Here is a 23,726-nt window from a genome sequence, read left to right as displayed (position 1 = left end):
AGCGCTGCTCAGTGCACCGTGGTCAGGAGGTGATGCGGCCGAGTACGGACGGCACCACGAACTGCTCGAGCATCGCTCGCTCCTCGGCCGCGTCGGCGCCTGGAGTGGCCAGGAGCGAGTTGACTATCCGGACAATCCAACGCGCCGTCGGGTTGAGCGCCGCATCGCCCACACCCAGACCTGCAAAGAAAGCCGCGGCGAACCCCTCGATCACCGCGGACGAATTGGCCAGCTCACTGGCGATACCCGCATTGTCGGTGCGAAACCACGCCATCAACGTGGGATCCGCGCGCACCCGCGCGAGCACCGACTCGACAGTCGCGACGATCCGCTCCCCCGGACTCGTGCACGTCTTTTACATCCGCGACGACCGCGGCTCCGATACGGCGCGACTCGCGATTCACGACGGCGTACTGCAGCGCCCGCCGATTCTCGAAGTAGCGGTACAGCGTCGCTCGCGAACAGCCCGCGGCTTTGGCGACATCAGCCATTCCGACGGTCGCGACGCCCTTTTCGGAGAACAGCGCGGCCGCGGCGTCGAGAATCCGGTCGGCGGCAAGGTCGGTGCGGTCGGCCGCGAGCCAGTCGCTCATCTACTCGCTCACCCGGAACGGAACATGCAGCGGCCGGCGCACATAGTTGCCGCCCGCGTAAACGACCCCGTCGAAGTCCACGGTGAAATCCGGGCATCGGGCGAGCAGTTCCTCGAGCGCGACGCGGGCCTGCATGCGCGCGGCCGCAGCGCCGAGGCAGTGGTGCGCGCCGTGGCTGAACGTGAGGATCTGGCGCGGGTTGCGCCGCACGTCGAGGTCGTCCGAATCGGCGCCGTACTCGCGCGGGTCCCGGTTGCCGGAACCGTAGAGCAGCAACACCTTTCGGCCCTCGGGAATGATCTGGTCGTGAAGTTCGACGTCCCTCGTCGTGCAACGGGCCAGGCCCTGCACCGGCGAGGTGAGCCGCAGCAGCTCATCAATTGCGTCCGGGATCACAGCGGGATCGTCGATCAGCAGCTGCCGCTGATCACGTCGATGCGTCAGCAATTGCACTGCGCCACCGAGCATTCCGGTAGTCGTATCGTTGCCGCCGGTGACCATCGTGAAGGCGAAACCGAGGATGGAGAGCAGCCCCGCGAAGTCGCCGTCCGCGCCCATTCCGGCCGCGACGAGATGCGAGACGGTGTCGTCCTCGGGTTCGGTCCGGCGGCGCTCGATCAGGCCGGTGAAGTAGGTCATCAGTTCGGTCACTGCGGCCGCGGCCTGCAACGGGTCACCGAAGGAGTTCGCCGCAACGATGGCCTCGGTCCAGCCGTCGAACTGATCGCGGTCTTCCTCCGGCACACCGAGGTAATGCGCGACGACCATGCTCGGCAGCGGCTTGAACAGCTCGGTGACGATGTCGCCCTCGCCGGCCGCGCGTAGCCGCTCGAGCCGCTCCACGACAAACGCCCGGACGGCCGGCTCGACGGCCTCCACCTGTCGCGGCGTGAAGCCCTTGGAGACCAGCCGACGGAACTCGGTGTGCTGCGGCGGGTCCTGCATCACCATCGGCGGATTGTCCGCGAGCCCGATCTTCTCCAACTCGCCGTAGGCCACGGTCAGGCCCTTGTTGGAGGAAAACGTGGTGGTGTCGCGGGCCGCGGTGTAAATGTCCGCGTGCCGGGACAGGACGTAATAGTCGAACTCCGGCGCCTCGTCCGGCACCACGTGATGCACCGGGTCGTGATCGCGCAGGTCGGCATACATCTGCCAGGGGCTCAGCCAGGACTGACCCTCGCAGGGGATGAACTGTGCAGGCTTGGACGCCAGGGTCGACATGTGTCGAGCCTGAGACATATCAGCGAATGTGTCAACCACCATCTCCGGAGTGAACGGAAGCGTTCACTCCGTCTAACGCAACGAATCTTCCGTTCACACGTCGGTCAGCGCGCTGCAATACCCCGCGCCGCCTCGCGCTCGAATGCGCGGTCGCGGGACTCCTCGAACCGCTTTGTCTTGCCCTCGAGATCGGTGAGGTACGCGTCCAGCCGATCGCGCAGCGCTTCGCCCTCGGCCCCGAAGTCATTGCGCCCAAAGATGTTCCACTTGCGAATGACCGGCAACACCACCTCGTCGAGGTGCTGGCGTAGGTCGTAGATTCCGGACTTGGCGATGAGCACCGCATTTCGCCGGAATCCCGGCATCGAGTAGCCGGGCATGGCGAAGTTCTCCAGGATCTCGACCACCGCGCGCATGGCCTGATCAGGCGCGATGTCGAGCGCTGCCCCGACGATGTTCCGGTAGAACATCATGTGCAGGTTCTCGTCCGCCGCGACCCTTGCGAGCATGCGATCGGCGATCGGGTCGCCGCAGGCCTTGCCGGTATTGCGGTGCGAGACCCGCGTGGCGAGCTCCTGAAAAGTCACGTACGACACCGAGCGCAGCATCGAATTCTGTTCGCCCACACCGAACCCGTGCGTCATATGCGTCATCCGCGCCTCTTCGAGTGCGACCGGATCGACCCCGCGGGTCACGACGAGGTAGTCCCGCATCACGATGGAATGCCTGGCCTCCTCGGCGGTCCACCGGCCGACCCAGGTGCCCCAGGCCCCGTCGAGCGAAAAATTCTCGGCGATCTCGCGGTGGTAGGACGGCAGGTTGTCCTCGGTAAGCAGATTGGTGAACATCGCGGCCTTGGCCGCATCGCTGAGCCGGGACTGCTCAGGATCCCAGTCGACGCCGCCCAAGGCAGCGAAGTTCCGGCCCTCGTCCCAGGGCACGTAGTCGTGCGGGTGCCAGTCCTTCGCCATCGACAGATGCCGCTCCACTTCGGCCTCGGCGAATTCCTCGAGTTCGTGGAGCAACTGGACGTCGGTCAGTTCTCGGCTCGCCATTGCCTCATCGTCGGCGGGCGGGTCTGACTGGCGTAGGGTCGAAAGTCCCTAGAAGTAGTCACCTTTGGACAGGCACCGCCGAGCGCGACAAGAGCTGCGCATCCCCTCGAACCCAGCGCCGCGAACAACCGGCCGGGCTGTGAACGCCAGCGCCCACTTTTCTGCCGATGGCGCGGGATCCCGCGCGCGTGGCCCGAAAAGTGGGCGCTCAGGCTCAGTACTCGGGCAGCAGCTTCTCGAGCGCCGTCAGGTCCAGCGCCTGCGTTCCGAAGTCCGGGGTCCACAGGATGATCCCGTTGGTGAAGATTCGGAACGTTCCGAAGCCCTCCGGTAGATCGATCGCGGGTCCGATCGGCGAGCCGATCGTGCCCTCGGTTCCACCGAGCTCGCGGTACTTGTCCTCGACCGCAGTGGCACCGTCGACGCCGCCACCACTGCTCCCGTTCGAGCCGTCGGGGGCAGGCACACCAGGCGCCGCGGGTGCGGGCGCAACAGGCGCCGGAGCGGCCGTGCCCTCGGTGATGTCGAACCAGTCGGAGTCGAGTCCGAGCGCCCCGCGTACCTGTTCGCCGGTGGGATCGAGCGCGCCGTTGGTGCCCTCGACGTGCATCTTGATCACGCGGCCCGCCGGGTCGCGTTCGGTCACGGAGAGAGCGGTCAGGTCTCCGACGTTGAACGCCTTCCCGATCTCCGCACCAGTCATCGTCTTCGACCAGTTCGCATTGGGCGCGGCGCCGTCACCGGTATCGACCACACCCGGGAAGTCGCCGCCGGCCGTCGCACCGCCCGTGGACGCCGAGTACTCCGAGCGCACCACCTGGCCGTCGCGCATGAGCACCGTGCCCCGCGTCGAGCGCACGGCATCGGTGGTACGCGGATCCTCCACTCCGGCACCGCCGTACACCTGGCAGGACTGCGTGTCGCAGGACTGGGCGTAGTCGTAGCGCTTCTCGGCCAGCACGTAGGACCGTGCGGCAACGGACTGAGCTCGCAGCGCCTCCGCGCCGTTCTGGTCGGCCCAGTTCGGCTGCATCTCCTTTGGCACAACGCCGTAGAGGTAGTCCTCGACATCGACCGCGTTCACGGTGCGGAATGCGAGGCCCTCCAACGCAACACCGAGCGCACCGCGGTAGGCGATGTCGCCGTCGCACAGTTTCAGGAACTCGTTCGCCGGACGGTCCGGCCCAACGTCGATCGGGTCGGCCCACGGGTTGGGCGCGAATAGCTCCGACAGCACCGCACCGCCGCAGCCGTCGGTGATTGCCACCGCCGCGCCGCCAGGGGCCGGCGTCAGCCGCGCGGCTTGTCCGGGCGGAACGTGCTGACCGGCGACATTCAGTCCAGCATCGGAGTACACATCGAGCGGTTTGTCGTCGCGGCCCATAAGGCGGATCGCGACCTTGGTCGGCGGGTGCGGCGCGAGCTGGGTGCCGCCGTAGTAATGGCCGAGGATCCGCTCGGCGGACCAGCCTTCCTTGGCGTAGCCGAATGCGCCCCACTGGCCCATCCCGCGCCCGTGCCCATTGCCGCGGCCGGTGATGGTGAAAACCGTGTCGGCGGAAACCACCGTGGCGATGCCCTCGCGCTCGGCCGCGCTCGGCCGCATCGAGATCCCCACGACGACGCCAGAGGCGATCATCACCGGCACGAAAATGAGGACCGCGCGGCGCAGTACGACGGGTCCCCCGCCGCTGCGCACCGGACGTCCAATCACCGCACGGCGGCGTTTGCGTCCCGGCGTTGTCCAGCCAGGTGCCTGCCGGGACCACACATCGGCCCAGCCTCGAACAATCCTCCGGTTGCGCATGAACGCTCCCTTTTGGGTGGTGTCGCCGCGCGATATCGCATCGCGCGTTCGGCTACCTATACTCTCAAGTAAAGGTTGAGTCTTGGGGCAATTGTGACTAGTGTGATCAATGTTGCACCAGCTTGCAACATAGCTCGCTCGGGTAACAGCAGCATCACTGTTGCGACCAAATCCCGAACACTCGATGGGGGGACTCGTGCCGCACGGTGGACCGACCTGGCTTCCGAAGTCCAAGGCAGGACGTCAAGGGAACCTTGCAGACTCCGCGCGCCGCACAGTCCGGCGCCGATCGGTTGTGTTGGGCACCGTCGCCGCTGTGGTGATCGCGAGCCCGTTTGCGGCGGGGGCGCTATACGGCAAGGTCCGCAACGACGATGTCGAGGCCGCCCGACAGACCAGGTCGGCGGTGCCGACCGAGATCGCAAGGGTCGTCCTAGCCTCAATGCCCGATGTCGTGATTCCGCTGAAGCAGCTGACCGGCCTCAATCTGCCGGACCTGCACGTCCGGGACCTGCAGAAGCTCCCGCTCCCGAACAACATTCCGGTTCCGGAAGGCACCGACGCGGCCTTGTCGGAGCTCACCAAGCTGATCCCGGCCGGTGCGGCGCTCTCCGAGCTTGCGCCGTTGCTCCGTAGGGACGCGGTGGCCGGGGCTCCCACGCTGTCCGACCCGGCCAGCCCGGTCGCCGCGAACGAGCTGCCGCCCGACATCGTCGATGCATTCGGCACCAAGGTGAAGGAGCTGACGCACAGCTCGCCGTTCAGCATGGTTGCCGTCACCGCCCGCGACCTCGTGAACACCGACATCCGGATCCGAGCAATGGGGCCGGACGGCACGTGGAGTCGGTGGTTCTCCGCGGAAAACCTCGTCAGCGCCAATCCCACCGATCCGCAGCCGGGCACCGAGCCGATCTACGTCGGTAATACCGACAAGATCCAGCTGATCATCGGCCGCAAGACCGCCGCAGCCGCGCCTGCGCCCGGCGCGGCCCCGCTCGGCTATGCGCCGGCATCGATTTCCGCCCCGCTTCCGCGCCAGGGCTTCGAGGCTCCCGAGCCGCTGCCCCCGCCGCGCGATCCTGCGACGGCAGCACCCGCCGCCGATTCGCTCGTGCATGAGGCGGCAGCTCCCGCAGAGGACCTCAGCGTCGCGCTCATCGAGCCCGGCTCCGATCCCGCCGACGGCCTGCTGAACCAGGCGGCCGCGCCCATCGCCAGCGGCGGACCGCGCATCATCAGCCGTTCGCAGTGGGGCGCGGACGAGTCGATCCGCTGCCAGGATCCCGATTACGACGACTTCATCGGCGGCGCGGCCGTGCACCACACGGCCGGCAACAACGACTACACGCAGGCCGAATCCGCCGGCATCGTCCGAGCGATCTACGCGTACCACGCGACGACGCTGGGCTGGTGCGACATCGGCTACAACGCGCTGGTCGACAAGTACGGCCAGATCTTCGAGGGCCGCGCAGGCGGGATCGACCGTCCGGTGCAGGCCGCGCATGCGGGCGGGTTCAACGAGAACACCGTCGGCGTCGCGATGATGGGTGACTTCGAGACCGAGGCGCCGTCCGACGCCGCGATCGAGTCAACGGGGCAGTTCCTCGGGTGGCGGCTCAAGTCCGCGAATCTCGACCCCAAGGGCCACACCAAGATGTACTCCGAGGGCACCGATTTCACGCCGTACCCCGAGGGTGCCGAGGTAGATCTGCCGATTATCTTCGCCCACCGCGACGTCGGGAATACGACCTGCCCGGGCGATGCCGCGTACGCCCAGCTGGACCGGATCCGCGATATCGCCGCCGGCTCGGGCGCCGCGCTTCCGTCGTCGCCGGACATCCAGGCCGCGGCACCGCGTGCGGCGCAGCCGACGATCGACGTCCCAGGCCTGATCGACGCGGTGGTGGAGGTCACCGACGACAACCCGATCTCCAAGGCGTGGGTCGCGCAGGGCGGCTCGGACGGCCCGCTCGGCAAGGCCCTGAGCGGCCTGATCGAGGCCAAGGGTGGCCAGAAGTACGCGAAGTTCACCAACGGCTACATCTACACCGTGCCCGGTGGGCAGATCGTCACGATCGTCGGCCAGATCCTGCAGAAGTTTATCGAACTCGGCCTCGACAGCGGCGCCCTCGGACTGCCGATGAGCAGCGAGTACGCAGTGCCTGAGGGCATGCGGGCGGACTTCGAGAAGGGCTCGCTGATCTTCAACGAGATCACCGGATTCGTGCAGGAGGTCATCCAGACCTACAACGATTCCTACGCGGACGCCTACAACAACGCGGCGGCACCGATCGCAGCGCCCGACAACCAGGGCGCGCCCGGACTGAAGCTCCCGACGCTCGAAGAGGTTGTGGGCACGCCCGAGCCGGTTGCGGCGCCCGCGCCCGAGCCGGTTGCGGCGCCCGCGCCGGTGCAGGCTGCCGTGCCCGCACCGGTTCCGGCTGAGGCGCCGGCGCGTCCGCAGACGAACGAGTCGATCGTCCCCGTCGGCTGACTGGTCAGCTAATCCCCGCTATCTGACGGGTCAGTTCCACCAGCGTTCGAGCACCCGGGCGACGCCGTCGTCGTTGTTGGTCGCAGTGACCTCATCGGCGGCGGCGATCGCGGCAGGGTGCGCATTCGCCATCGCGACACCGTGCCCCGCGAACTCGAGCATCGGCACGTCATTGGGCATGTCCCCGAACGCGATGATGCCTGCGCTGTTCTCGATCCCCAGCCGGCGCGCAAGTTCGCGAACCCCGGACGCCTTCGTGACGCCGTGCGCGGACACCTCGATCAGCCCGTTGTTGGTCGAGAAGGTGATGTCGGCACGGTCACCCACGTGCGGGACGAGCGCCGCGCGCATCGACTCGCTGAGTTCCTTGGGTGAGCGGATCAGCAGCTTGATGGCGGGCGCGGACAGAACCTCGCGCACCGAGACCTCCGTGTTGTCCGGGTTCAGCCAGGCGTGCTCGTAATCGGGGGAGCTGACGAACTGCGGCGTCGCCGCATCGTGGGCACTCTCGCCGATCCGTTCGGCCGCTAGCCCGCAGCCGGGCAGTACGCGGTACGCGAGCTCGGCCACCCAGTCCAGCGTCTCGACGTCGAGAACACGGGCCTCGAGCACCCGGTCGGCGTCGCTGTCGTAGAGAACGGCACCGTTCCCGCACACGGCGAGCGGCGCAAGGCCGAGACCGTCGACCACGGGTGGGATCCAACGCGGCGGGCGCCCGGTGGCCAAGATGAAGTGGGCACCATCATCGACCAGCGCTTTCACCACGTTCCGGGTGCGCGCAGAGACCTTCTCATCGGTGTCGATCAACGTGCCGTCCACGTCACTGGCGACAAGCTTCGGTCTGTTCATGGTCACCTCCCAATACTGCCGGAAACCCCGCTGGTCAGGTTCACCGCGGACCGACAACCCTAGTCCTCGCGGTGCAGCGGCGCTCGGTACCCAAAGCACTGTCGCGCCTGCCTACCGCAGGAGACGGCCATCCCTATGATGCGAGGACTATGGCTGGGTTCCTGCTGCGTCGCGCCGCCAACTATCTGGTGTTATTGCTGCTTGCGTCGTTTCTCACCTTCAGCCTGACCTCGCTCACGTTCCGCCCGCTCGACAGCATGGAGCAGCGCAACCCGCGCCCCCCGCAGTCGGTGATCGACGCCAAGGCGCAGGAGCTGAACCTCGACGAACCGATCCCCCAGCGATACCTGGAGTGGCTGAGCGGCGCCTTGCACGGCGACTTCGGCACCACGATCACCGGTCAACCGGTCTCCGATGAACTCCCGCGCCGGATCGCTGCCAGCCTCCGGCTGCTCGTGCTCGGCTCGGTGATCGGCGCCGTGCTCGGTGTGCTGATCGGCGCGGCAGGCGCGATCCGGCAGTACCGGTTCAGCGATTACTTCACGACCGCGATCTCACTGTTGCTGCTCAGCACGCCGGTATTCCTGGTGGCAACGCTGCTCAAATACGGGGCCCTGGAGGTCAACTCGGCCACCGGGCAACAGATCTTCCTCTACACCGGGGAGACGTCCGCGAGCGCGGTGGAGGGCGCGTGGGCGCAACTCGTCGACCGCGGTAAACATCTCGTGCTGCCGACGATCACGCTCGCACTCGGCGCGATGGCCGGATACAGCCGGTACCAGCGCAACGCCATGCTCGACGTGCTCGGCAGCGACTTCATCCGCACCGCCCGGGCGAAGGGACTGACCCGCCGTCGCGCGATGCTCAAACACGGGCTGCGGACCGCGCTCATCCCGATGGCGACGCTTTTCGCCTACGGGTTCGGCGCGCTGGTCACCGGTGCCACCTTCGTCGAGAAGATCTTCGGCTGGCACGGCATGGGCGAGTGGCTCATCACCGGGATCGACACACAGGACACCAACATCGTCGTGGCGGTCACGTCGTTCATCGGGCTGGTTGTGCTGCTCTCCGGCCTGCTCGCGGACGTGGTCTATGCCGCGCTCGATCCGCGGGTCCGGGTCGGCTGAGGAGGGTCATGAGCGAAGTCGAGATCGTCACCCACTCCGATGTCGATGTTGCCGCGGCCGGGCGGCGTGCGCTGGTCCGGCGGCGTTTCCTGCGCAATCGCCCGGCGATCGCGGGTCTGGTGATCCTGGTGCTGTTGTTCATCGCGAGCTTCGCGCTGCCGCCATTTCTGCCCTACGACTACCAGCAGCTCGACTACACCGCGCTGCTGCAGCCGCCGAGCCTCCAGCACCCGTTCGGCACCAATCAGATCGGCCAGGACGTTCTCGCACAGACTCTGCGTGGGCTGCAGAAATCGCTGATTATCGGGATCAGCGTCGCGCTGTTCACCACATTGATCGCGGCCACTGTGGGCGCGGTCGCCGGCTATCTCGGCGGCTGGACCGACCGGGTCATCATGTGGGTGGTCGACCTGCTGCTGGTGGTGCCGAGCTTCATCATCATCGCGGTGTTCAGCCCGCGCACGAAGGCCAGCGGCTCGATCTTCTTCCTCATCGTGCTGCTTGCCGTGTTCGGCTGGATGATCACCGCTCGCATTGTCCGGGGAATGACGCTGTCCCTGCGGGACCGCGAATTCGTCCGGGCCGCAAAGTATATGGGCGCGCCCACGCACCGCGTCATTGCAACGCATATCGTGCCGAACATCGCCTCGATCCTCATCATCGACACGACCCTCAACGTGGGCGCTGCGATCCTCGCCGAAACCGGTTTGAGTTACCTCGGTTTCGGTGTGCAGCAGCCGGATGTGTCGCTGGGTTCGCTGATCGCGATGGGCACCGCCTCGGCGCTGACGTATCCGTGGCTGTTCATGTTCGCCGGCGGGCTGCTGGTGATCACCGTGCTGTCGGCGAACCTCGTCGGCGATGGGCTGCGGGATGCGTTCGACCCCAACGCAACCGGCGCGAGGAAGGGTCGTCGCAAATGAGCGCGCCTCTGCTGGAGGTATCCGACCTGCGGGTGAGCTTCGCCAGCGAAGAGGGCCGCGTCGAGGCCGTGCGCGGCGTGGATTACCGGGTCGACGACGGTGAAGTCGTAGGCATCGTCGGCGAGTCCGGCTCCGGAAAATCGGTGTCGTCGCTGGCCGTACTCGGCCTGCTGCCCGAGCACGCCCGGGTGACCGGGTCGATCCGGCTGCGCGGGCGCGAACTGCTCGGCATGGGTGACCGCGAACTGTCCACGCTGCGCGGCCGCACGATGAGCATGGTGTTCCAGGACCCGCTGTCGGCGCTCACCCCGGTGTACAAGGTCGGCGATCAGATCGCCGAGGCACTGCTCGTGCACGGCCGGGCGACGAGCCGCGCCGAGGCCGGGGCACGCGCGGTCGAACTGCTCGACCTCGTCGGTATCCCGGATCCCGCCTTGCGCGCCAAGGCTTTTCCGCACGAGTTCTCCGGCGGCATGCGCCAACGCGTGGTGATTGCGATGGCTATCGCGAACGATCCGGAGTTGATCATCTGCGACGAGCCGACGACGGCACTCGACGTGACGGTGCAGGCTCAGATCCTCAACCTGCTGCGCAAGGCGCGCGATATCACCGGTGCGGGCGTCGTGATGATCACGCACGATATGGGCATCGCGGCCACGCTTGCCGACCGGATCATGGTGATGTATGCAGGCCGGATCGTCGAATCTGCCTCGGCGACAAGCGTTTTCTCGCAGCCTCGGATGCCGTACACCGCTGGTCTGCTCGGCTCGATACCGCGCCTCGACGGCCCGGCGCGCGCCTCGCTGGTGCCCATCGCGGGCGCACCGCCGCAGCTGCATGCGCTGCCGCCGGGGTGCTCGTTCGCGCCGCGCTGCCCACTTGCGGAACCGCGCTGCCTGGATGACGAGCCGCCCCTCGAGCAGGTGCCCGGTGCCGCTGCCCACCTCGCCGCCTGCGTGCGAACCGACCAACTCGGCAGCCCAGATCTGTTCGCCGCCTTCCGTCGCGAGGTTGCCGAAGTGCCCGCGGCCCACGAGGCGGAAGCCGATCAGGTAGTGCTGCGCGTGCAGGACCTCACCAAGACGTACCCGATCACCTCGGGCATGGTGTTCAAGCGCAAGCGCGGCGAGGTCCGCGCGGTGGACGGCATCAGCTTCGAGATCCGCACCGGGCGAACCCTGGCACTGGTCGGCGAATCCGGTTCGGGCAAGTCGACGACCCTCACGCAGATCCTGGATCTCGTCGCACCGGAGTCCGGCTCGATCGAAGTTTTCGGGCACGACGTCGCGACACTGACTCGCGCGCAGCGGCGCGCACTGCGGCGGCGGATGCAGATCATTTTCCAGGACCCGACGGCAGCGCTCGACCCGAGGCTTCCGGTGTTCGACCTGCTCGCCGAGCCGCTGCGCGTCGATGGCCGCGCCAAAGCCGAGATCGCGCGCCGCGTGCCCGAACTGCTCGACCTCGTCGGGCTGCAACGTGCCCATGCCGACCGGTATCCCGCCGACTTCTCCGGCGGACAGAAGCAGCGCATCAATATCGCGCGGGCGCTCGCGCTGGACCCGGAATTCCTCGTGCTCGACGAGCCGGTGTCGTCGCTGGATGTCTCGATACAGGCCGGCGTCCTCAACCTGCTACGCGAACTGCAGGCCGACCGCGGGATCTCCTACCTGTTCGTTTCGCACGACCTGTCGGTCGTCCGGAACCTCGCCCACGACGTTGCGGTCATGCACCGCGGCCGGCTCGTGGAACAGGGCCCGGCGGATCGTATCTTTGCCGCGCCCGAGCACGAGTACACCCGGGAACTGCTCGCCGCGGTCCCCGTGGTGGCGGCAGGGTAATCCGCGCAACTCTGCCCAGGTTCTGCGCAGGTGGAGCGGCTACGCTGACTCCACCTTTCGCAGGAAGGAACGCCGATGCGTTCAGCTCGTTGGTTCATGGCACCGCTCGCCGCCCTGTCGTTGCTTTTGGCCGGCTGCGGTGGCGGTACCGATACGAGCGACGCGTCGGGAGACCTCGGAACGACGAACGACATCAATCCGACCGACCCCGCCCTGATCGCCGACGGCGGCAACCTTCGGCTCGCGGTGTCGTCCTGGCCGGCCAACTGGAACACGCTGTCCAACGACGGCAACGAGGGCGAGATCGCCGGCATCGAGCGGCCTACGCTGCCGCGCGCGTTCAACACCGATGCCGCAGGCCGGCTGTCGGTCAACACCGATTACTTCACCGATATCCAGCTCACGAGCGAGACCCCCCAGGTCATCACATACACGATCAATCCCGCCGCGGTGTGGTCGGACGGTTCGCCTATTACGTGGGAAGACATCGCATCGCAGGCGAATGCGCTCAGCGGGCGCAACAAGGATTTCCTGATCGCGAACACCAACGGTTTCGATCGGGTGCAGAAGGTCGAGCGCGGCGTCGACGACCGGCAGGCGGTGCTCACCTTCGACCGGAACTACGCCGAGTGGCGCGGCCAGTTCGCGGGCAACACGATGCTCTATCCGAAGTCGGTGACAGCCACGCCGGAAGCGTTCAACAAAGGCCTGCTCAATGGCCTGACGCTCACCTCCGGGCCGTTTGTCGTGGCCAATCTGGACCGGGCGCAGAACCGCATCACGCTGGGACGGAACCCGAAGTGGTGGGGCAACACCCCCAAGCTCGACACCGTCACCTTCATCGTGCTCGACGACGCGGCACGCGTGCCCGCGCTGCAGAACAATGAGATCGACTCGACCGGCCTCGCGACCATCGACGAGGTGAAGACCGCGCAGAGTTCCAACGGGGTCGTCGTTCGCCGCGCGCCCGGTAACGCGTTCTCGCACTTGACCTTCAACGGCGCGGAGGGCTCGATCCTGGCCGATCCCGCACTGCGGGTCGCGATCATCAAGGCGATCGATCGGCAGGGCATCGCGACCGCGATGCAGAACGGCATGGTCGCTGATCCGAAGCCGCTGAACAACCACGTCTACCTGCGCGGCCAGGAGGGCTACCAGGACAACGCGCCCGCCTACGATCCCGAGGCCGCAAAACAGGAACTCGACGCCCTGGGCTGGAAGCTGAACGGCGACGTGCGCGAGAAGGACGGCCGGCGGCTCGAGATCCGCGACGTCATGTACCAGTCCACCACCTGGGTGCAGATCGCCCAGATCATCCAGCAGAACCTGGCGCAGGTCGGCGTGAAGCTGAACATCGACACCCGCAGCGGCCAGGGCTTCTTCACCGACGTCATCCAGCCCGGCGACTTCGATGTCGCGCAATTCAGTTGGCTCGGTGACGCTTTCCCGCTCAGCGGCCTGCCGCAGATCTACGCCTACAACCCGAACGATCTGCAGGGCAACTACGGCCGGATCGGTTCGCCCGAGCTCAACGACCTGATCGAGCGCACGGTGTCCGAACTCGATCCGCAGAAGGCGATCGTCATGGCCAACGAGGTCGACCAGGAGGTCTGGGACGAGGGCTTCTCGGCGACGCTTATGCAGGCGCCCGGAAATGTCGGCGTGCGAAGCAATCTCGCGAACTTCGGCGCGCCCGGCCTGGCGTCCTACGACTACACGATCATCGGCTTCCTGAAGTAGGTGCTGCCGCCCGCGCTGCGTTACCCGGCCGGGACGGCGATCGGCGCCGTCGCGATCTGCCTGGCGTTGGCGTTCTTCGGCAATGCCGATGAGATCGCCGTACTCGCGGTGGTGGTTCTGATCGTCGCCGTCTGGACCACGGTGCGACTGGTCGGTGCGCGGTCCGGGGGCGAGACCCCGCGGGCGATTCAGGTGCGTCGAATCCGGCAGCAGCATCGGCTGGTCAGCCGCTCGTGGCTCGAGGTGCGCGACGGCGGACGGGCCTACTGGTTGCCGGTGTACTTCGATCCGGCACTCGTCGCGCTGACCGCGACACCGGCGAGTGGGACATCGCGGTCGGTGGACTGGAACGGGCACCGGTTCTTTGCCGCCGGTCGGTCGAGGAGCACCGAACCTGTCGGCCGTCTGATCGACAACCCCTCGCGCATCGCTCCCGACGCGGTGGTCCGCGGCGTGGCCGCCAACCGCGTCGGACGGCGGTTGCTGCTCGATGCGCAGTCCGCGGTCGGCGCGCCTTTGGTCGGCTTCATGTGGGTGTTCGTCGCAGGTGGCGGGATCGGAGCCTTCGCCGGGGCGACCGCGGTCGGCGCGGCGGCAGCCATTTGGTGGTCGGCGATCGGCGGATCCGATCCGAGCTAATTGGTCTGACCACTTGACCTATAGCCACTGCGGGGCCACACTCGTCGCATGACGTTGGAGCCGGTCAGTCGGCGCTCGGTGCCCGAGGAGGTGTTCGAGCAGATCGCCGCGAAGGTCCTCGACGGTGCTTTTCAGCCGGGGGAAGCACTGCCGAGTGAGCGCCGGCTCGCCGAGGTTCTGGGCGTTTCGCGACCCACCGTACGAGAGGCGATCAAGCGGCTCTCGGCCGCCGGCCTCGTCGAGGTCCGCCAGGGCGATGCCACGACCGTTCGCGATTTCCGCCGCCACGCCGGGATGGAATTGCTTCCTCAGCTGCTGATCCGCAGCGGCGGGCTCGACGTCTCCGTCGCCCGCAGCATGCTCGAGGCTCGGATGCACAACGGCCCGAAGATCGCGGAACTGGCCGCCCTGCGCGCCGACACCGACGCGACCACCGCACTGCTCCGCGTCGCCGATGAACTCGAATCGGAAACCGATCCGGTGCAACGCCAGTTCATTGCAATGACCTACTGGGATCGCGTCGTCGATGCCGCCGACTCAATCGCCTTCCGGCTGATGTTCAACACGCTGCGCTCGGCCTACGAGCCGGTGCTGCCGGCGATGGCCGCCGTGATGGACGCCGAGGTCGGCCGGCCCGAGGCCTACCGCGCACTCGCCAATGCGATCGGCGCAGGCGAGCCCGCCGCGGCGACCGCCGCCGCCCGCGATCTGCTCGAACCAGCCACCTACAAAATGCTTACCGCTCTCGACGCACTGGAGAAATTGTCATGACCACGCGCCCCGCAGAACGTTCGCGCGCCCGAATCGGCGAGACACTCCCGGCCGCGTTCGCGGAGTTCCTGCGCCATCCGTCGCCGTGGCTGATCATCACCACGCTGACCGGCGCCGTCGTGGCTCGTGTCGCAGTGGGCGACTGGCAGCTCCGCGACCTGCTCATTCCCGTGATCCTGTTCGTGGCCTTTCCATTCATCGAATGGGGGATCCATGTGGCGCTGCTGCACTGGAAGCCGCGCCGCATTGTCGGAATGAAGATCGATCCGCTGGTGTCCCGCAAACACCGTGAGCACCATGTGGATCCGCGCATCATCTCGCTGATCTTCGTTCCGTGGCAGGTCCTGGCCTGGCTGCTTCCGGCGCTCGTCCTGATCGGTGTCTTCGCGTTCCAGGCCGTTGGGCTCGCGTTCGGGCTGACCTTCTCGGTCACCGCGCTGAGCTTCCTCATGGTTTACGAGTGGATTCATTACCTCATCCACACCGACCACAAGCCGAAGTACGCGCCGTACCGCGCGGTGTGGAAGAACCACCGCCACCACCACTTCAAGAACGAGCACTACTGGTTCACGGTCACCAGCTCGGGCACGGCCGACCGCGTGCTGAATACCTATCCCGATCCCCAAGAGACTCGGACCTCGAAGACCGCGCGAAACCTGTACGCGCTCAACGGGGTCGTCTAGCCACAAATTTCCCCCTCGGAATTCGCCCGCACAATCTGTGCGGGCGAATTTCGTTTCCGGACGCGAAATATTCTGTCCGGAAACATATTTCGCGTTCCCTCCACACGCACGGATTTCAGCGGAATGACAATTCCGCATCGTTAGTGTCGCTACCATTGCGGTGCGCTACTTGCCGTTAACCGAGCAACGACACCCGTGTGGCTGGTAACCGAGACGCGGCGCACCTGCGTCGCCCGTCGCGGAGGGGACGCAGGACCGTGGCAGCAGTACGTCGTCGTGGAAAATTCACTCGCTGGGCAGTTCGCATCGGTGCTCCAGCATTGGCCGCACTCGTCTTCGCCTGCGCGACAGCATCACCCGCGTCTGCGATGACGCCGGATGCGGGCGCCCTCGGCGCCTCGTGGACCGCTACCGAGGATGGACTCCAGCAGTATCCAAACGTTCACATCCAATGGGACGTTCCGATCAGAATGAGCGACGGGGTCGTACTCAAGGCGAATATCTACCGTCCCGCCGACGCGGCAGGCCTGCCGATTGATATTCCTATGCCAACCATCCTCAATATGACGGCGTACACGAAACTCATTTCGGCCGTTGCGGATGCGTCGTTGTCGATCCCGGGTATCTCCGACTCGCTGATGAAGTACGCGCGCGATTTCGATCTGTCCGGCACGCCCTTCTCCGGGATCACCGAACTCACCCAGGCCCTCAGCGGCGGCTTCGCGCGCAACTTTGCCGTTGATCGCCAACTGATCCGCAGCGGCTATGTCCAGGTCGTCGCGGACGTGCGCGGAACCGGCTTCTCACAAGGCATCTGGGATGTCTTCCAGACACGGGAGCAGGCGGACACTGTCGAGACGATCGAGTGGGCCGGTACCCAGCCGTGGTCCAACGGACGAGTCGGCATGACCGGCGCGTCGTACTCCGGGATCAACCAAGTGCAAGCCGCCGCGAAGCAGCCCCCGCATCTGAAAGCGATCTTCCCGGTGGTGCCGGGCAACGACCTGATGCGGGACGTCACGGCGCCGGGTGCTCTGGTCGGCGTCAGCTTCCTCGTCCCGTGGCTGATGGCGGTCAATCTCACCAAGATGATTCCCGACATCAGTGCGCTCGCCTCCGGCAGATTCGACTGGCGTTGGCTTTCCGATCGGATGGAAAATCCGTTCACCTTCATGGATCTGGTGTTCGCGGCGCTCGCGACACCGACCGTCGACGCCATACCACCCAATCTCGCCGCAATGCTCAACGACGGCCCGATGCGCCAGGCCTGGCTGGGGCAACCCAGCCAGATCCGAATTCCGACCTTCGTCGTCGGCGGCTGGCACGACCTGTTCGCCAACGGCGAGCCGCGCATCTACAACGAAATCCCGTTGCCGCCCGGCCAGAAGCAACTCGTGATGGGCGAGGTCTACCACATCAACGCGACCCGCGGGTTCGGCAATCCGGGCAATCCGCCGCGCACCGACGTGCTGCAGCGCGCATGGTTCGACAAGTGGCTCAAAGGAATCGACAACGGTATCGACAAATACGGCCCAGTCACCCTGTTCCAGCAGGGCGGCGGGTGGGTCAGCACCACCTCGTTCCCGCAGCCCGGCGTGAACTACCAGCGCATGTACCTCTCGGCCGCGTCTAGTGGGACCGCTGCGCACAGCCAGTTCGACGGCAGCCTGCTCCCCGCGCCGCCGACCGGCGTCAATCAACTGTCGATCGGTCCCGGCGTCTCGAGCGTGTGCTCCCGCGACACCGCGTACATCACCGCAGGCGCATCCGCGGTCCTCGTCGGCTGTACGCGCGACGCTCGCCCGCAGGAACTCGATGGGCTGACCTTCACGGCTGCGCCGGTAAACCGGCCGACGTTGCTCTCCGGGCCGATCAACGTGCACCTCAATACCGTGCACAACGGGACGGACGGGTTCTGGACCGCCACCCTCAATGATGTTGCGCCCGATGGCACCTCGGTGGTGCTCACCTCCGGACAGCTCACGTCGTCATTGCGGGCCATCGACCCGGCACGCAGCCGCTACTCGGCGAACGGGGATCTCACCGACCCCTTCCCCACACTCACACTGATCTCCCGCCAGCCGGTGATGCCGGGACAGGCGACCCAGCTCGACGTCGGCCTCACTCCGACCGACGCAGTGCTGCAGGCCGGGCACCGGCTGCGTGTGGACGTCTACGCGAGCAACTTCCCCAAGGGCACACCGCTGCGGCCGCTGCTCAACGAGAGCGGGCTCATGCAACAGCATCTGTTGCTGGATCCGGGTGCGCCGAGCTTCGTGAACGTGCCGCTGGGGTAACGCGTCACTTGGGCTGGTCGGCGACCTGGATGTCGAATTTCACGTCGCCCCCATCCACCGACGTGACCGTGACGTCGACGTCGTAGCTCACGCCCTCGTGGGTGAGCGTGCAGGTCAGCGTCGCGCCGACCTTCGCATCGAGATCCTCGGGACAGTCGACCGAATCGGGTGTGGTGCCGATCTGCTCGGTGAGCTGGGTGCTGACCTGCTCGGCAACAACGTCCTTGCCGACAGTCTGGTACGACTCGATATCGAATTTAACGTTGTCCGTCCTCGTCCACCGACGTGACCGTGACGTCGACGTTGTAGCTCTCACCCTCGTGGGTGAGCGTGCAGGTCAACGTCGCGCCGACCTTCGCATCGAGATCCTCGGGACAGTCGACCGATTCCGGTGTGGTGCCGACCTGCTCGGCGAGTTGCGTGCTGACCTGCTCGGCGACTTTGTCCTTGTCGACAGTCTTGTCCCCAATGCTGACTTCTGCGGAGCAGCCCGCGAGCACCGGCGCGGACAACGCGACGACGCAGCCGGCCGTGGCCAGGATACGCAGGAACTTCGGCATGGTTACTCCTCGAATCCGTGGCCGCTCAGGTTCGCACAACGCTCGTCAGGATGGTAGTCGTCGCCTAACAACCCGATGAACCAGCGGGCGACGCCCGCCCCACCGAACTCTCGGCAGGACGGGCGCTTCGCGCGTCAGGGTGACATGCTCGAGCACAACCGAGATCTCGTCGCCCACCACCCCAAGCACCTCGAAACGCATTGTAGCGGTGGTGCCTTCGGCGAGCGCGTCGGAGGAGATTTCGAATTCACTTGGGCTGGTCGGCGACCTCGATGTCGAATTTCACGTTCTTGTCGTCGTCCACCGACGTGACCGTGACGTCGACGTCATAGCTCACGCCCTCGTGGGTGAGCGTGCAGGTCAGCGTGGCACCGACCTTCGCGTCGAGGTTCTCGGGGCACTCGACCGAATCCGGTTTGGTGCCGACCTGCTCGGTGAGTTGGGTACTGATCTGCTCGGCGACCTTGTCCTTGTCGACGGAGTCGTTCCCGATGCTGACTTCTGCGGAGCAACCCGCGAGCACAGGCGCGGACAACGCGACGGCGCAGCAGGCCGTCGCCAGGGTACGTAGGAGCTTCGGCATGGTGACACCTCGAATCCGGTTGACTCAAGGCTCGCACAGCGCCTGCCGCCATGGGTGGTGATTGATCGGCGAGGCATCCTCCTCATCGGGATCTTCGCCCTTTACGGCGTCGCGATCTGGGCCGCGATTGCACTCGACAGCGGCACTTCGACCCACCACTAGCAAGAACCACGAAAGCGCCCGCCCCGCCTGGCTTCGGCGGGACGGGCGCTTCGCTAACTCAGTCCGGGATCAGCGCCCCGGGCCGGTGACCAGTGGCAGATCGAGCGTGGTGCGGATACCCGCCTTCGCGTCGACGATCGCCGGGATCGTGTTCACGACGCGCATCGCGGTCGCGACCAGGCCGGCGTGGTTGTGGTCGCCGAGCGCACTGGACAGGCACAGGTCGAGCGCGTAATTCGGCTCGCCGGTGATCTCGATGCGGTACGAGCCACCCTCCTGGGCCGGCTGCGGCCAGTCCGGTGCGAGGTCCTCGCGGGTACGGGTGATGTGCTCGAGCACAACCGGAATCTCGTCGCCCACCATGCCGCGCACCTCGAAACGCATTGCGGCGGTGGTGCCTTCAGCGATCTCGCCAGAAGAGATATTGAACGTCTCCGGCGCAGCCAGCCGCTCGTGGACCTCGGTGACCGCGTCGAGCTCGATGCCGAGACCGGCCGCGATCTGGCGGACCACGCTGCCCCAGGCGAGTGAGAGCACGCCCGGCTGCAACAACATCGGCGTCTCATCCATGGGCTTGCCGAAGCCCATGATGTCGAACATGACCGCCGGGTTGTCGTACGTGGCATAGTCGACGATCTCCATGCAGCGCACCTGATCGACGCTCTGACAGGTGCCCGTCAGGGCGAGCGGAAGCAGGTCGTTCGCGAAGCCGGGATCGATGCCGTTGACGAAGATCGACGAATTGCCCTCCTCGGCAGCCTTTTCGATTGGCTCGAGCATGTTGGCCGGCAGGACGTTCCACGGGTACTGCAGGAACACCGGCGCACTGGCCACCACGTTGACGCCGGCGGCGAGGATCTCGCGCAGATCCTCGAGCGCCTCCATCAGGCGGTTGTCGGTCATCGCGGTGTACACGACGACATCGGGCTTGTCCGCGAGCACACGGGCCTTGTCGGTCGTCGCGAGAACGCCCGTCTCGATGTCGAGTCCGGCGAGCTTGCCGGCGTCGACACCGTCCTTCGCCGGGGACGAGACAACCACGTCGACGAGATCGAACCGCGGGTCCTTGATGATTCCGGTCAGCGCGTGCTTGCCGACATTGCCCGTTCCCCAGGCCACAACACGAAAGCTCATGAGTTTCTCCTACAGATCCGGAAGGGGCATTTCCATATTTGGGGTGTTCAAACCGCCATCGACCTCGAGCACCTTGCCGGTCAGGTAGCGACCGGCGGGTGAAGCGAGGTAGAGCGCAGCGGCAGCGATGTCGGACGGATCGCCGAGGTAACGCAGCGGCGTCGCTGCCTCCATCGGCTTCCGCAACTCATCCATGCCGGCGACGATGTCGAGCGCCGAGGTGAGGATCGCGCCCGGCGCGATTCCGTTGACGCGAATCCGCGGCGAGAGGTCGACAGCGGCGAGGCGTGTGTAGTGCGCCAGCGCGGCCTTCGCGGTGCCGTAGGCGCCGAAGCCACGGCCCGGCATGCGGCCCACCGCCGAGGTGATGTTGATGATCGATCCGCCGCCCGCGGTCTCGAGCATCTTCGGCACGGCCGCGGTGAGCAGCGCGTGCGAGTTGATGACGTTGAAGGAGAACGCTGCCGCGAGGTCCTTGTTCGTGGTGTCGAGCAGGGGCTTCGGCATGGCGCCACCGACGTTGTTCACGACGATGTCGAGCCGGCCGAACTCGTCGACGGCGGTCTGCGCGAGCGCGGACACTGCTTCATGGTCGGCCAGGTCAGCGGCGACAACGTGCGCCCGCTGCCCGGCAGCGGCGACCTGGCCGGCGACCTTGTCGAGGTCCTCGCGCGTCCGCGCCGCTATCACGACGTCTGCGCCGGCCTCGGCGAAAGCGACGGCGATCGCCGCGCCGAGCCCGCGGCCCGCACCGGTCACGACGGCGACCTGCCCGTCGAGCCGGAAGTTGTCCAGAATCATGCACTCGCTCCTTAGCCAGTGTCCTACTGCAAGCGTCGAATATTCGACTTGCAATCGACGAATAGTCGATGCAGTGTAGGCGTCGCAGAACCCACCGACAAGGATGGAAATGGCACCGCGCAGTTACTCCCCACCCACGCGGCGAGTCGTGGACGTGATCGGTTTGCTCGCAGGTTCGGATCGGGGTTACACCGTCGCCGAGGTCGCGAAGGGCACACAACTGGCGCGCGCCACTGTCAGCGCAGTGCTGGCCGAACTGACCGACGCCGAATGGGCGACGCGCGACGGCGACCTGCGCTACCAACTCGGTCCAGCACTGTCCGGCCTGCGCAGCGAAGCCGTAGCGCCGCCCGTGGGCGTCGGAGACGCACTCGCCGCCCTGGCCGAGCGGACCGACTGCGGCGTGACACTGAGCCGCATCGAACCACGGCGGCTCACCGTCGTCGCCAAGCATCACGCCGGCACCCGGATTGTGCCGGGACTGGCAGTCGGACAACGTATTCCGCTGGCGTATCCGGCCGGCGCCGCGGTGATGCCGTGGCGCGATCGCGCGGACCGGGACACCTGGCTCGCGACCGCACCCGACCCTCGCCGTACCGGCGCCGGCTTGCTGCGCACCGTGCGGGATTTCGGTTGTGCGGTGTTCCGGCCGACCGCGGACGATGCCGGCCTCGTCGACGTGCTCGCGGACCTTCTCGATGTGGTGGGCACCGATGTTCTGCAGCCGCAGCTGCGCGATCGAGTGCTGCGCCAGCTCGCCAGCCTCACCTCGCGCCCGTACACCGCCGCTGAGCTGCGCTCGGATGTCGCGCTGCCGGTCAGCTATCTGACCGCGCCCGTATTCGACGATGCGCTACCGGGATTCGAGGTGCAGCTGGCACCGCTGCGGGCCGCGGTCGATGGTGCACAACGGGCCGCGTACATCGACGCGCTGCGTGAGGCGGCCGGGGCGCTGTCCGAACTCTCGCTCGCGCGCGTCTAACCGGTTCGCTTCTCCTTGGCCTGTTTGGCTTCCTTGGCCGCTCGGCGGGCGGCGAACTCGTCGATCTCCAATTGCTTGGCCGCCGCGAGGTCGGGCGCACCGCCGCCGAATCGGGCCGGTACCCACAGCTCACCGGCTGGCATCGGATAGCCGGCCTGCGCCTTGTCGAGCGCCGCGCTCATGGCCGTGCGCATCACGTCGGTCAGCTCGTCGACCGCGCCCTCCGGCGAAATCGGTTCGCCCACTGCAATATTCACCGGAAACTTGTGCCGGCCGAGCTGCCGGGGAAAACCCTTGGTCCACACCCGGTGCGCGCCCCAGATCGCCATCGGGATGATCGGTACGTCTGCATCGAGTGCCATCCGCGCCGCGCCGTGCTTGAAATCCTTGAGCTCGAAACTGCGGCTGATCGTTGCCTCCGGATAAACCACCACGATCTCGCCATCGCGCAGCGCCGTCACTGCCTTCTCCAAGGACTCCCCGCCGTGGTCGCGATCCACGCCGATCGCCTTGCAGTGCCGCATCAGGAAACCGATCAGCCGGTTGTTCTCCAGTTCGGCCTTCATCATGTAGCGCACATTGCGCTTGGCCTTGCGCCCCGCGAGCCCGACCTCGAAGAAGTCGACATAGGACGTGTGATTCACCGCGAGCACCGCGCCGCCGGTCGCCGGGATGTTGTGCAGACCGGTCATCTCGACCCGCAGGCCCTGCACCGCGATCACCGTCTGTACCAATCCGGACAGAACGTCGAAGACCGGTTCGCGGCGCATCGTCGGCTACTCCGCGTCCGAAGCCTTCTCGGCGCGCTTGCGTGCCTTCTCGGCCGCCTCGTCGGCGTCCATCTTGTCCGCTTCTTCGAGGGTCGGGGCACCGCCACCGAGCCGTGCCGGTACCCAGTACTCACCGGCAGGATGCTCGTAATCGCGCTGCAGGCCCTCGAGCAGGTCCTTCATGACGCTGTGCAGCTTCTCGGTCAGCTCGGATGCCGGTTCGAACGGCTGGATCGGCTCCCCGACCGCGATGGAGATGGGTGTGTTCGTGCGCCCCATGCGCTTCGGCTGACCCTTGGTCCAGACGCGCTGCGCGCCCCAGATCACGATCGGCACGATCGGCACGTTCGCCTCGATCGCCATTCGCGCGGCGCCTGACTTGAATTCCTTGATCTCGAAGCTGCGGCTGATCGTCGCCTCCGGATACACCCCGACGAGTTCGCCCTTGCGCAGGTCACCCACCGCGGAACGGTAGGAATCGGCACCCGCCGAACGGTCCACCGGGATGTGCTTGAGAGCTCGCATGATGGGACCCGAGATCTTGTTGTCGAAGACCTCTTGCTTCGCCATGAACCGCACGTAGCGCTTCGGCGTCCGCGCCGGCAGCCCGGCGTAGGTGAAGTCCATGTAGCCGGTGTGGTTGATTGCGATCACCGCGCCACCCTTGGCCGGCACATTTTCCGCACCGCGCACC

21 protein-coding genes and 1 pseudogene are annotated in these 23,726 nt (G+C 66.5%); 10 read left to right on the top strand and 12 right to left on the bottom strand.

Annotation, left to right across the window (positions count from 1 at the left end):
- Positions 1 to 22: 22 nt before the first annotated feature.
- The 4 genes and pseudogenes from A8G08_RS08175 to A8G08_RS08160 all read right to left on the bottom strand — a co-directional run bounded on the left by A8G08_RS08175 (position 23) and on the right by A8G08_RS08160 (position 4,676).
- Positions 23 to 593: pseudogene (locus tag A8G08_RS08175) on the bottom strand (TetR/AcrR family transcriptional regulator).
- Positions 594 to 1,814 (bottom strand): cytochrome P450, encoded by a 1,221-nt coding sequence (locus tag A8G08_RS08170; RefSeq protein ID WP_068272554.1) that lies wholly within the window; start codon positions 1,812 to 1,814, stop codon positions 594 to 596.
- Between the two features lie 104 nt (positions 1,815 to 1,918).
- Complete coding sequence (locus A8G08_RS08165; RefSeq protein WP_068272553.1) at positions 1,919 to 2,869, bottom strand: acyl-ACP desaturase; 951 nt, start codon at positions 2,867 to 2,869, stop codon at positions 1,919 to 1,921.
- A gap of 214 nt (positions 2,870 to 3,083) precedes the next feature.
- Positions 3,084 to 4,676, bottom strand: coding sequence for a SpoIID/LytB domain-containing protein (locus tag A8G08_RS08160; RefSeq protein ID WP_084436034.1), 1,593 nt, complete (start codon positions 4,674 to 4,676; stop codon positions 3,084 to 3,086).
- Between the two features lie 316 nt (positions 4,677 to 4,992).
- Here A8G08_RS08160 and A8G08_RS08155 point away from each other — a divergent pair, with 316 nt between their 5' ends.
- Positions 4,993 to 7,170, top strand: coding sequence for an N-acetylmuramoyl-L-alanine amidase (locus A8G08_RS08155; RefSeq protein WP_342669641.1), 2,178 nt, complete (start codon positions 4,993 to 4,995; stop codon positions 7,168 to 7,170).
- Between the two features lie 30 nt (positions 7,171 to 7,200).
- Here A8G08_RS08155 and A8G08_RS08150 read toward each other — a convergent pair whose 3' ends face one another.
- Complete coding sequence (locus tag A8G08_RS08150; RefSeq protein ID WP_187344445.1) at positions 7,201 to 8,025, bottom strand: HAD family hydrolase; 825 nt, start codon at positions 8,023 to 8,025, stop codon at positions 7,201 to 7,203.
- A gap of 143 nt (positions 8,026 to 8,168) precedes the next feature.
- Here A8G08_RS08150 and A8G08_RS08145 point away from each other — a divergent pair, with 143 nt between their 5' ends.
- From A8G08_RS08145 to A8G08_RS08110, 8 genes are all read left to right on the top strand, one after another.
- A complete protein-coding gene (locus tag A8G08_RS08145) occupies positions 8,169 to 9,146 on the top strand; it encodes an ABC transporter permease (protein WP_068272542.1) in 978 nt (325 codons plus the stop codon).
- Between the two features lie 8 nt (positions 9,147 to 9,154).
- The gene (locus A8G08_RS08140) at positions 9,155 to 10,069 is read left to right on the top strand and encodes an ABC transporter permease (RefSeq protein ID WP_068272535.1); all 915 of its coding nucleotides are present in this window, start codon (positions 9,155 to 9,157) and stop codon (positions 10,067 to 10,069) included.
- Positions 10,066 to 11,910, top strand: a complete 1,845-nt coding sequence (locus A8G08_RS08135; protein ID WP_068272532.1) for a dipeptide ABC transporter ATP-binding protein — start codon at positions 10,066 to 10,068, stop codon at positions 11,908 to 11,910. Before A8G08_RS08140 ends, A8G08_RS08135 begins: the two co-directional genes overlap by 4 nt.
- A 75-nt stretch (positions 11,911 to 11,985) precedes the next feature.
- Positions 11,986 to 13,650, top strand: coding sequence for an ABC transporter family substrate-binding protein (locus A8G08_RS08130; protein ID WP_068272530.1), 1,665 nt, complete (start codon positions 11,986 to 11,988; stop codon positions 13,648 to 13,650).
- Positions 13,651 to 14,289 carry a hypothetical protein gene (locus A8G08_RS08125; protein WP_245672726.1) on the top strand — a complete coding sequence of 213 codons (639 nt, stop codon included), beginning with the start codon at positions 13,651 to 13,653 and terminating at the stop codon, positions 14,287 to 14,289.
- A 48-nt stretch (positions 14,290 to 14,337) separates the two neighbouring features.
- Positions 14,338 to 15,060 carry a FadR/GntR family transcriptional regulator gene (locus A8G08_RS08120; RefSeq protein ID WP_068272522.1) on the top strand — a complete coding sequence of 241 codons (723 nt, stop codon included), beginning with the start codon at positions 14,338 to 14,340 and terminating at the stop codon, positions 15,058 to 15,060.
- The gene (locus A8G08_RS08115) at positions 15,057 to 15,743 is read left to right on the top strand and encodes a sterol desaturase family protein (RefSeq protein WP_068272520.1); all 687 of its coding nucleotides are present in this window, start codon (positions 15,057 to 15,059) and stop codon (positions 15,741 to 15,743) included. Before A8G08_RS08120 ends, A8G08_RS08115 begins: the two co-directional genes overlap by 4 nt.
- A 470-nt stretch (positions 15,744 to 16,213) precedes the next feature.
- Complete coding sequence (locus A8G08_RS08110; RefSeq protein WP_342669640.1) at positions 16,214 to 18,040, top strand: CocE/NonD family hydrolase; 1,827 nt, start codon at positions 16,214 to 16,216, stop codon at positions 18,038 to 18,040.
- Positions 18,041 to 18,044: 4 nt separating this feature from the next.
- On the opposite strand, the gene A8G08_RS08105 is transcribed toward A8G08_RS08110, so the two are convergent.
- The 5 genes from A8G08_RS08105 to A8G08_RS08085 form a co-directional block, all read right to left on the bottom strand.
- Entirely contained in the window at positions 18,045 to 18,356 is a 312-nt protein-coding gene (locus A8G08_RS08105) for a DUF4333 domain-containing protein (RefSeq protein ID WP_245672725.1), read from the bottom strand.
- A complete protein-coding gene (locus A8G08_RS08100; RefSeq protein WP_084436031.1) occupies positions 18,298 to 18,600 on the bottom strand; it encodes a DUF4333 domain-containing protein in 303 nt (100 codons plus the stop codon). The genes A8G08_RS08105 and A8G08_RS08100 overlap by 59 nt, the downstream gene beginning before the upstream one ends.
- Before the next feature lie 247 nt (positions 18,601 to 18,847).
- Entirely contained in the window at positions 18,848 to 19,183 is a 336-nt protein-coding gene (locus A8G08_RS08095; RefSeq protein ID WP_068272516.1) for a DUF4333 domain-containing protein, read from the bottom strand.
- Positions 19,184 to 19,414: 231 nt separating this feature from the next.
- A complete protein-coding gene (locus A8G08_RS08090; RefSeq protein ID WP_068272513.1) occupies positions 19,415 to 20,479 on the bottom strand; it encodes an NAD(P)H-dependent amine dehydrogenase family protein in 1,065 nt (354 codons plus the stop codon).
- Between the two features lie 9 nt (positions 20,480 to 20,488).
- A complete protein-coding gene (locus A8G08_RS08085; RefSeq protein ID WP_068272510.1) occupies positions 20,489 to 21,280 on the bottom strand; it encodes an SDR family oxidoreductase in 792 nt (263 codons plus the stop codon).
- Between the two features lie 109 nt (positions 21,281 to 21,389).
- On the opposite strand from A8G08_RS08085, the gene A8G08_RS08080 reads away from it, so the two are divergent.
- Positions 21,390 to 22,262 (top strand): helix-turn-helix domain-containing protein, encoded by an 873-nt coding sequence (locus A8G08_RS08080; protein WP_068272610.1) that lies wholly within the window; start codon positions 21,390 to 21,392, stop codon positions 22,260 to 22,262.
- On the opposite strand, the gene A8G08_RS08075 is transcribed toward A8G08_RS08080, so the two are convergent.
- Positions 22,259 to 23,032, bottom strand: coding sequence for a lysophospholipid acyltransferase family protein (locus A8G08_RS08075; protein WP_068272507.1), 774 nt, complete (start codon positions 23,030 to 23,032; stop codon positions 22,259 to 22,261). The two genes, A8G08_RS08080 and A8G08_RS08075, sit on opposite strands and share 4 nt — an antisense overlap.
- A gap of 6 nt (positions 23,033 to 23,038) precedes the next feature.
- Positions 23,039 to 23,726 (bottom strand): lysophospholipid acyltransferase family protein (locus A8G08_RS08070; RefSeq protein WP_068272504.1); only part of this gene is annotated, 688 nt, incomplete at its 5' end.

The organism is Aldersonia kunmingensis (assembly GCF_001646865.1).
GTDB lineage: Bacteria > Actinomycetota > Actinomycetes > Mycobacteriales > Mycobacteriaceae > Aldersonia > Aldersonia kunmingensis.
The sequence above is the reverse complement of the archived record's forward strand: the minus strand, read 5'-3'. Positions and strand labels throughout refer to the sequence as shown.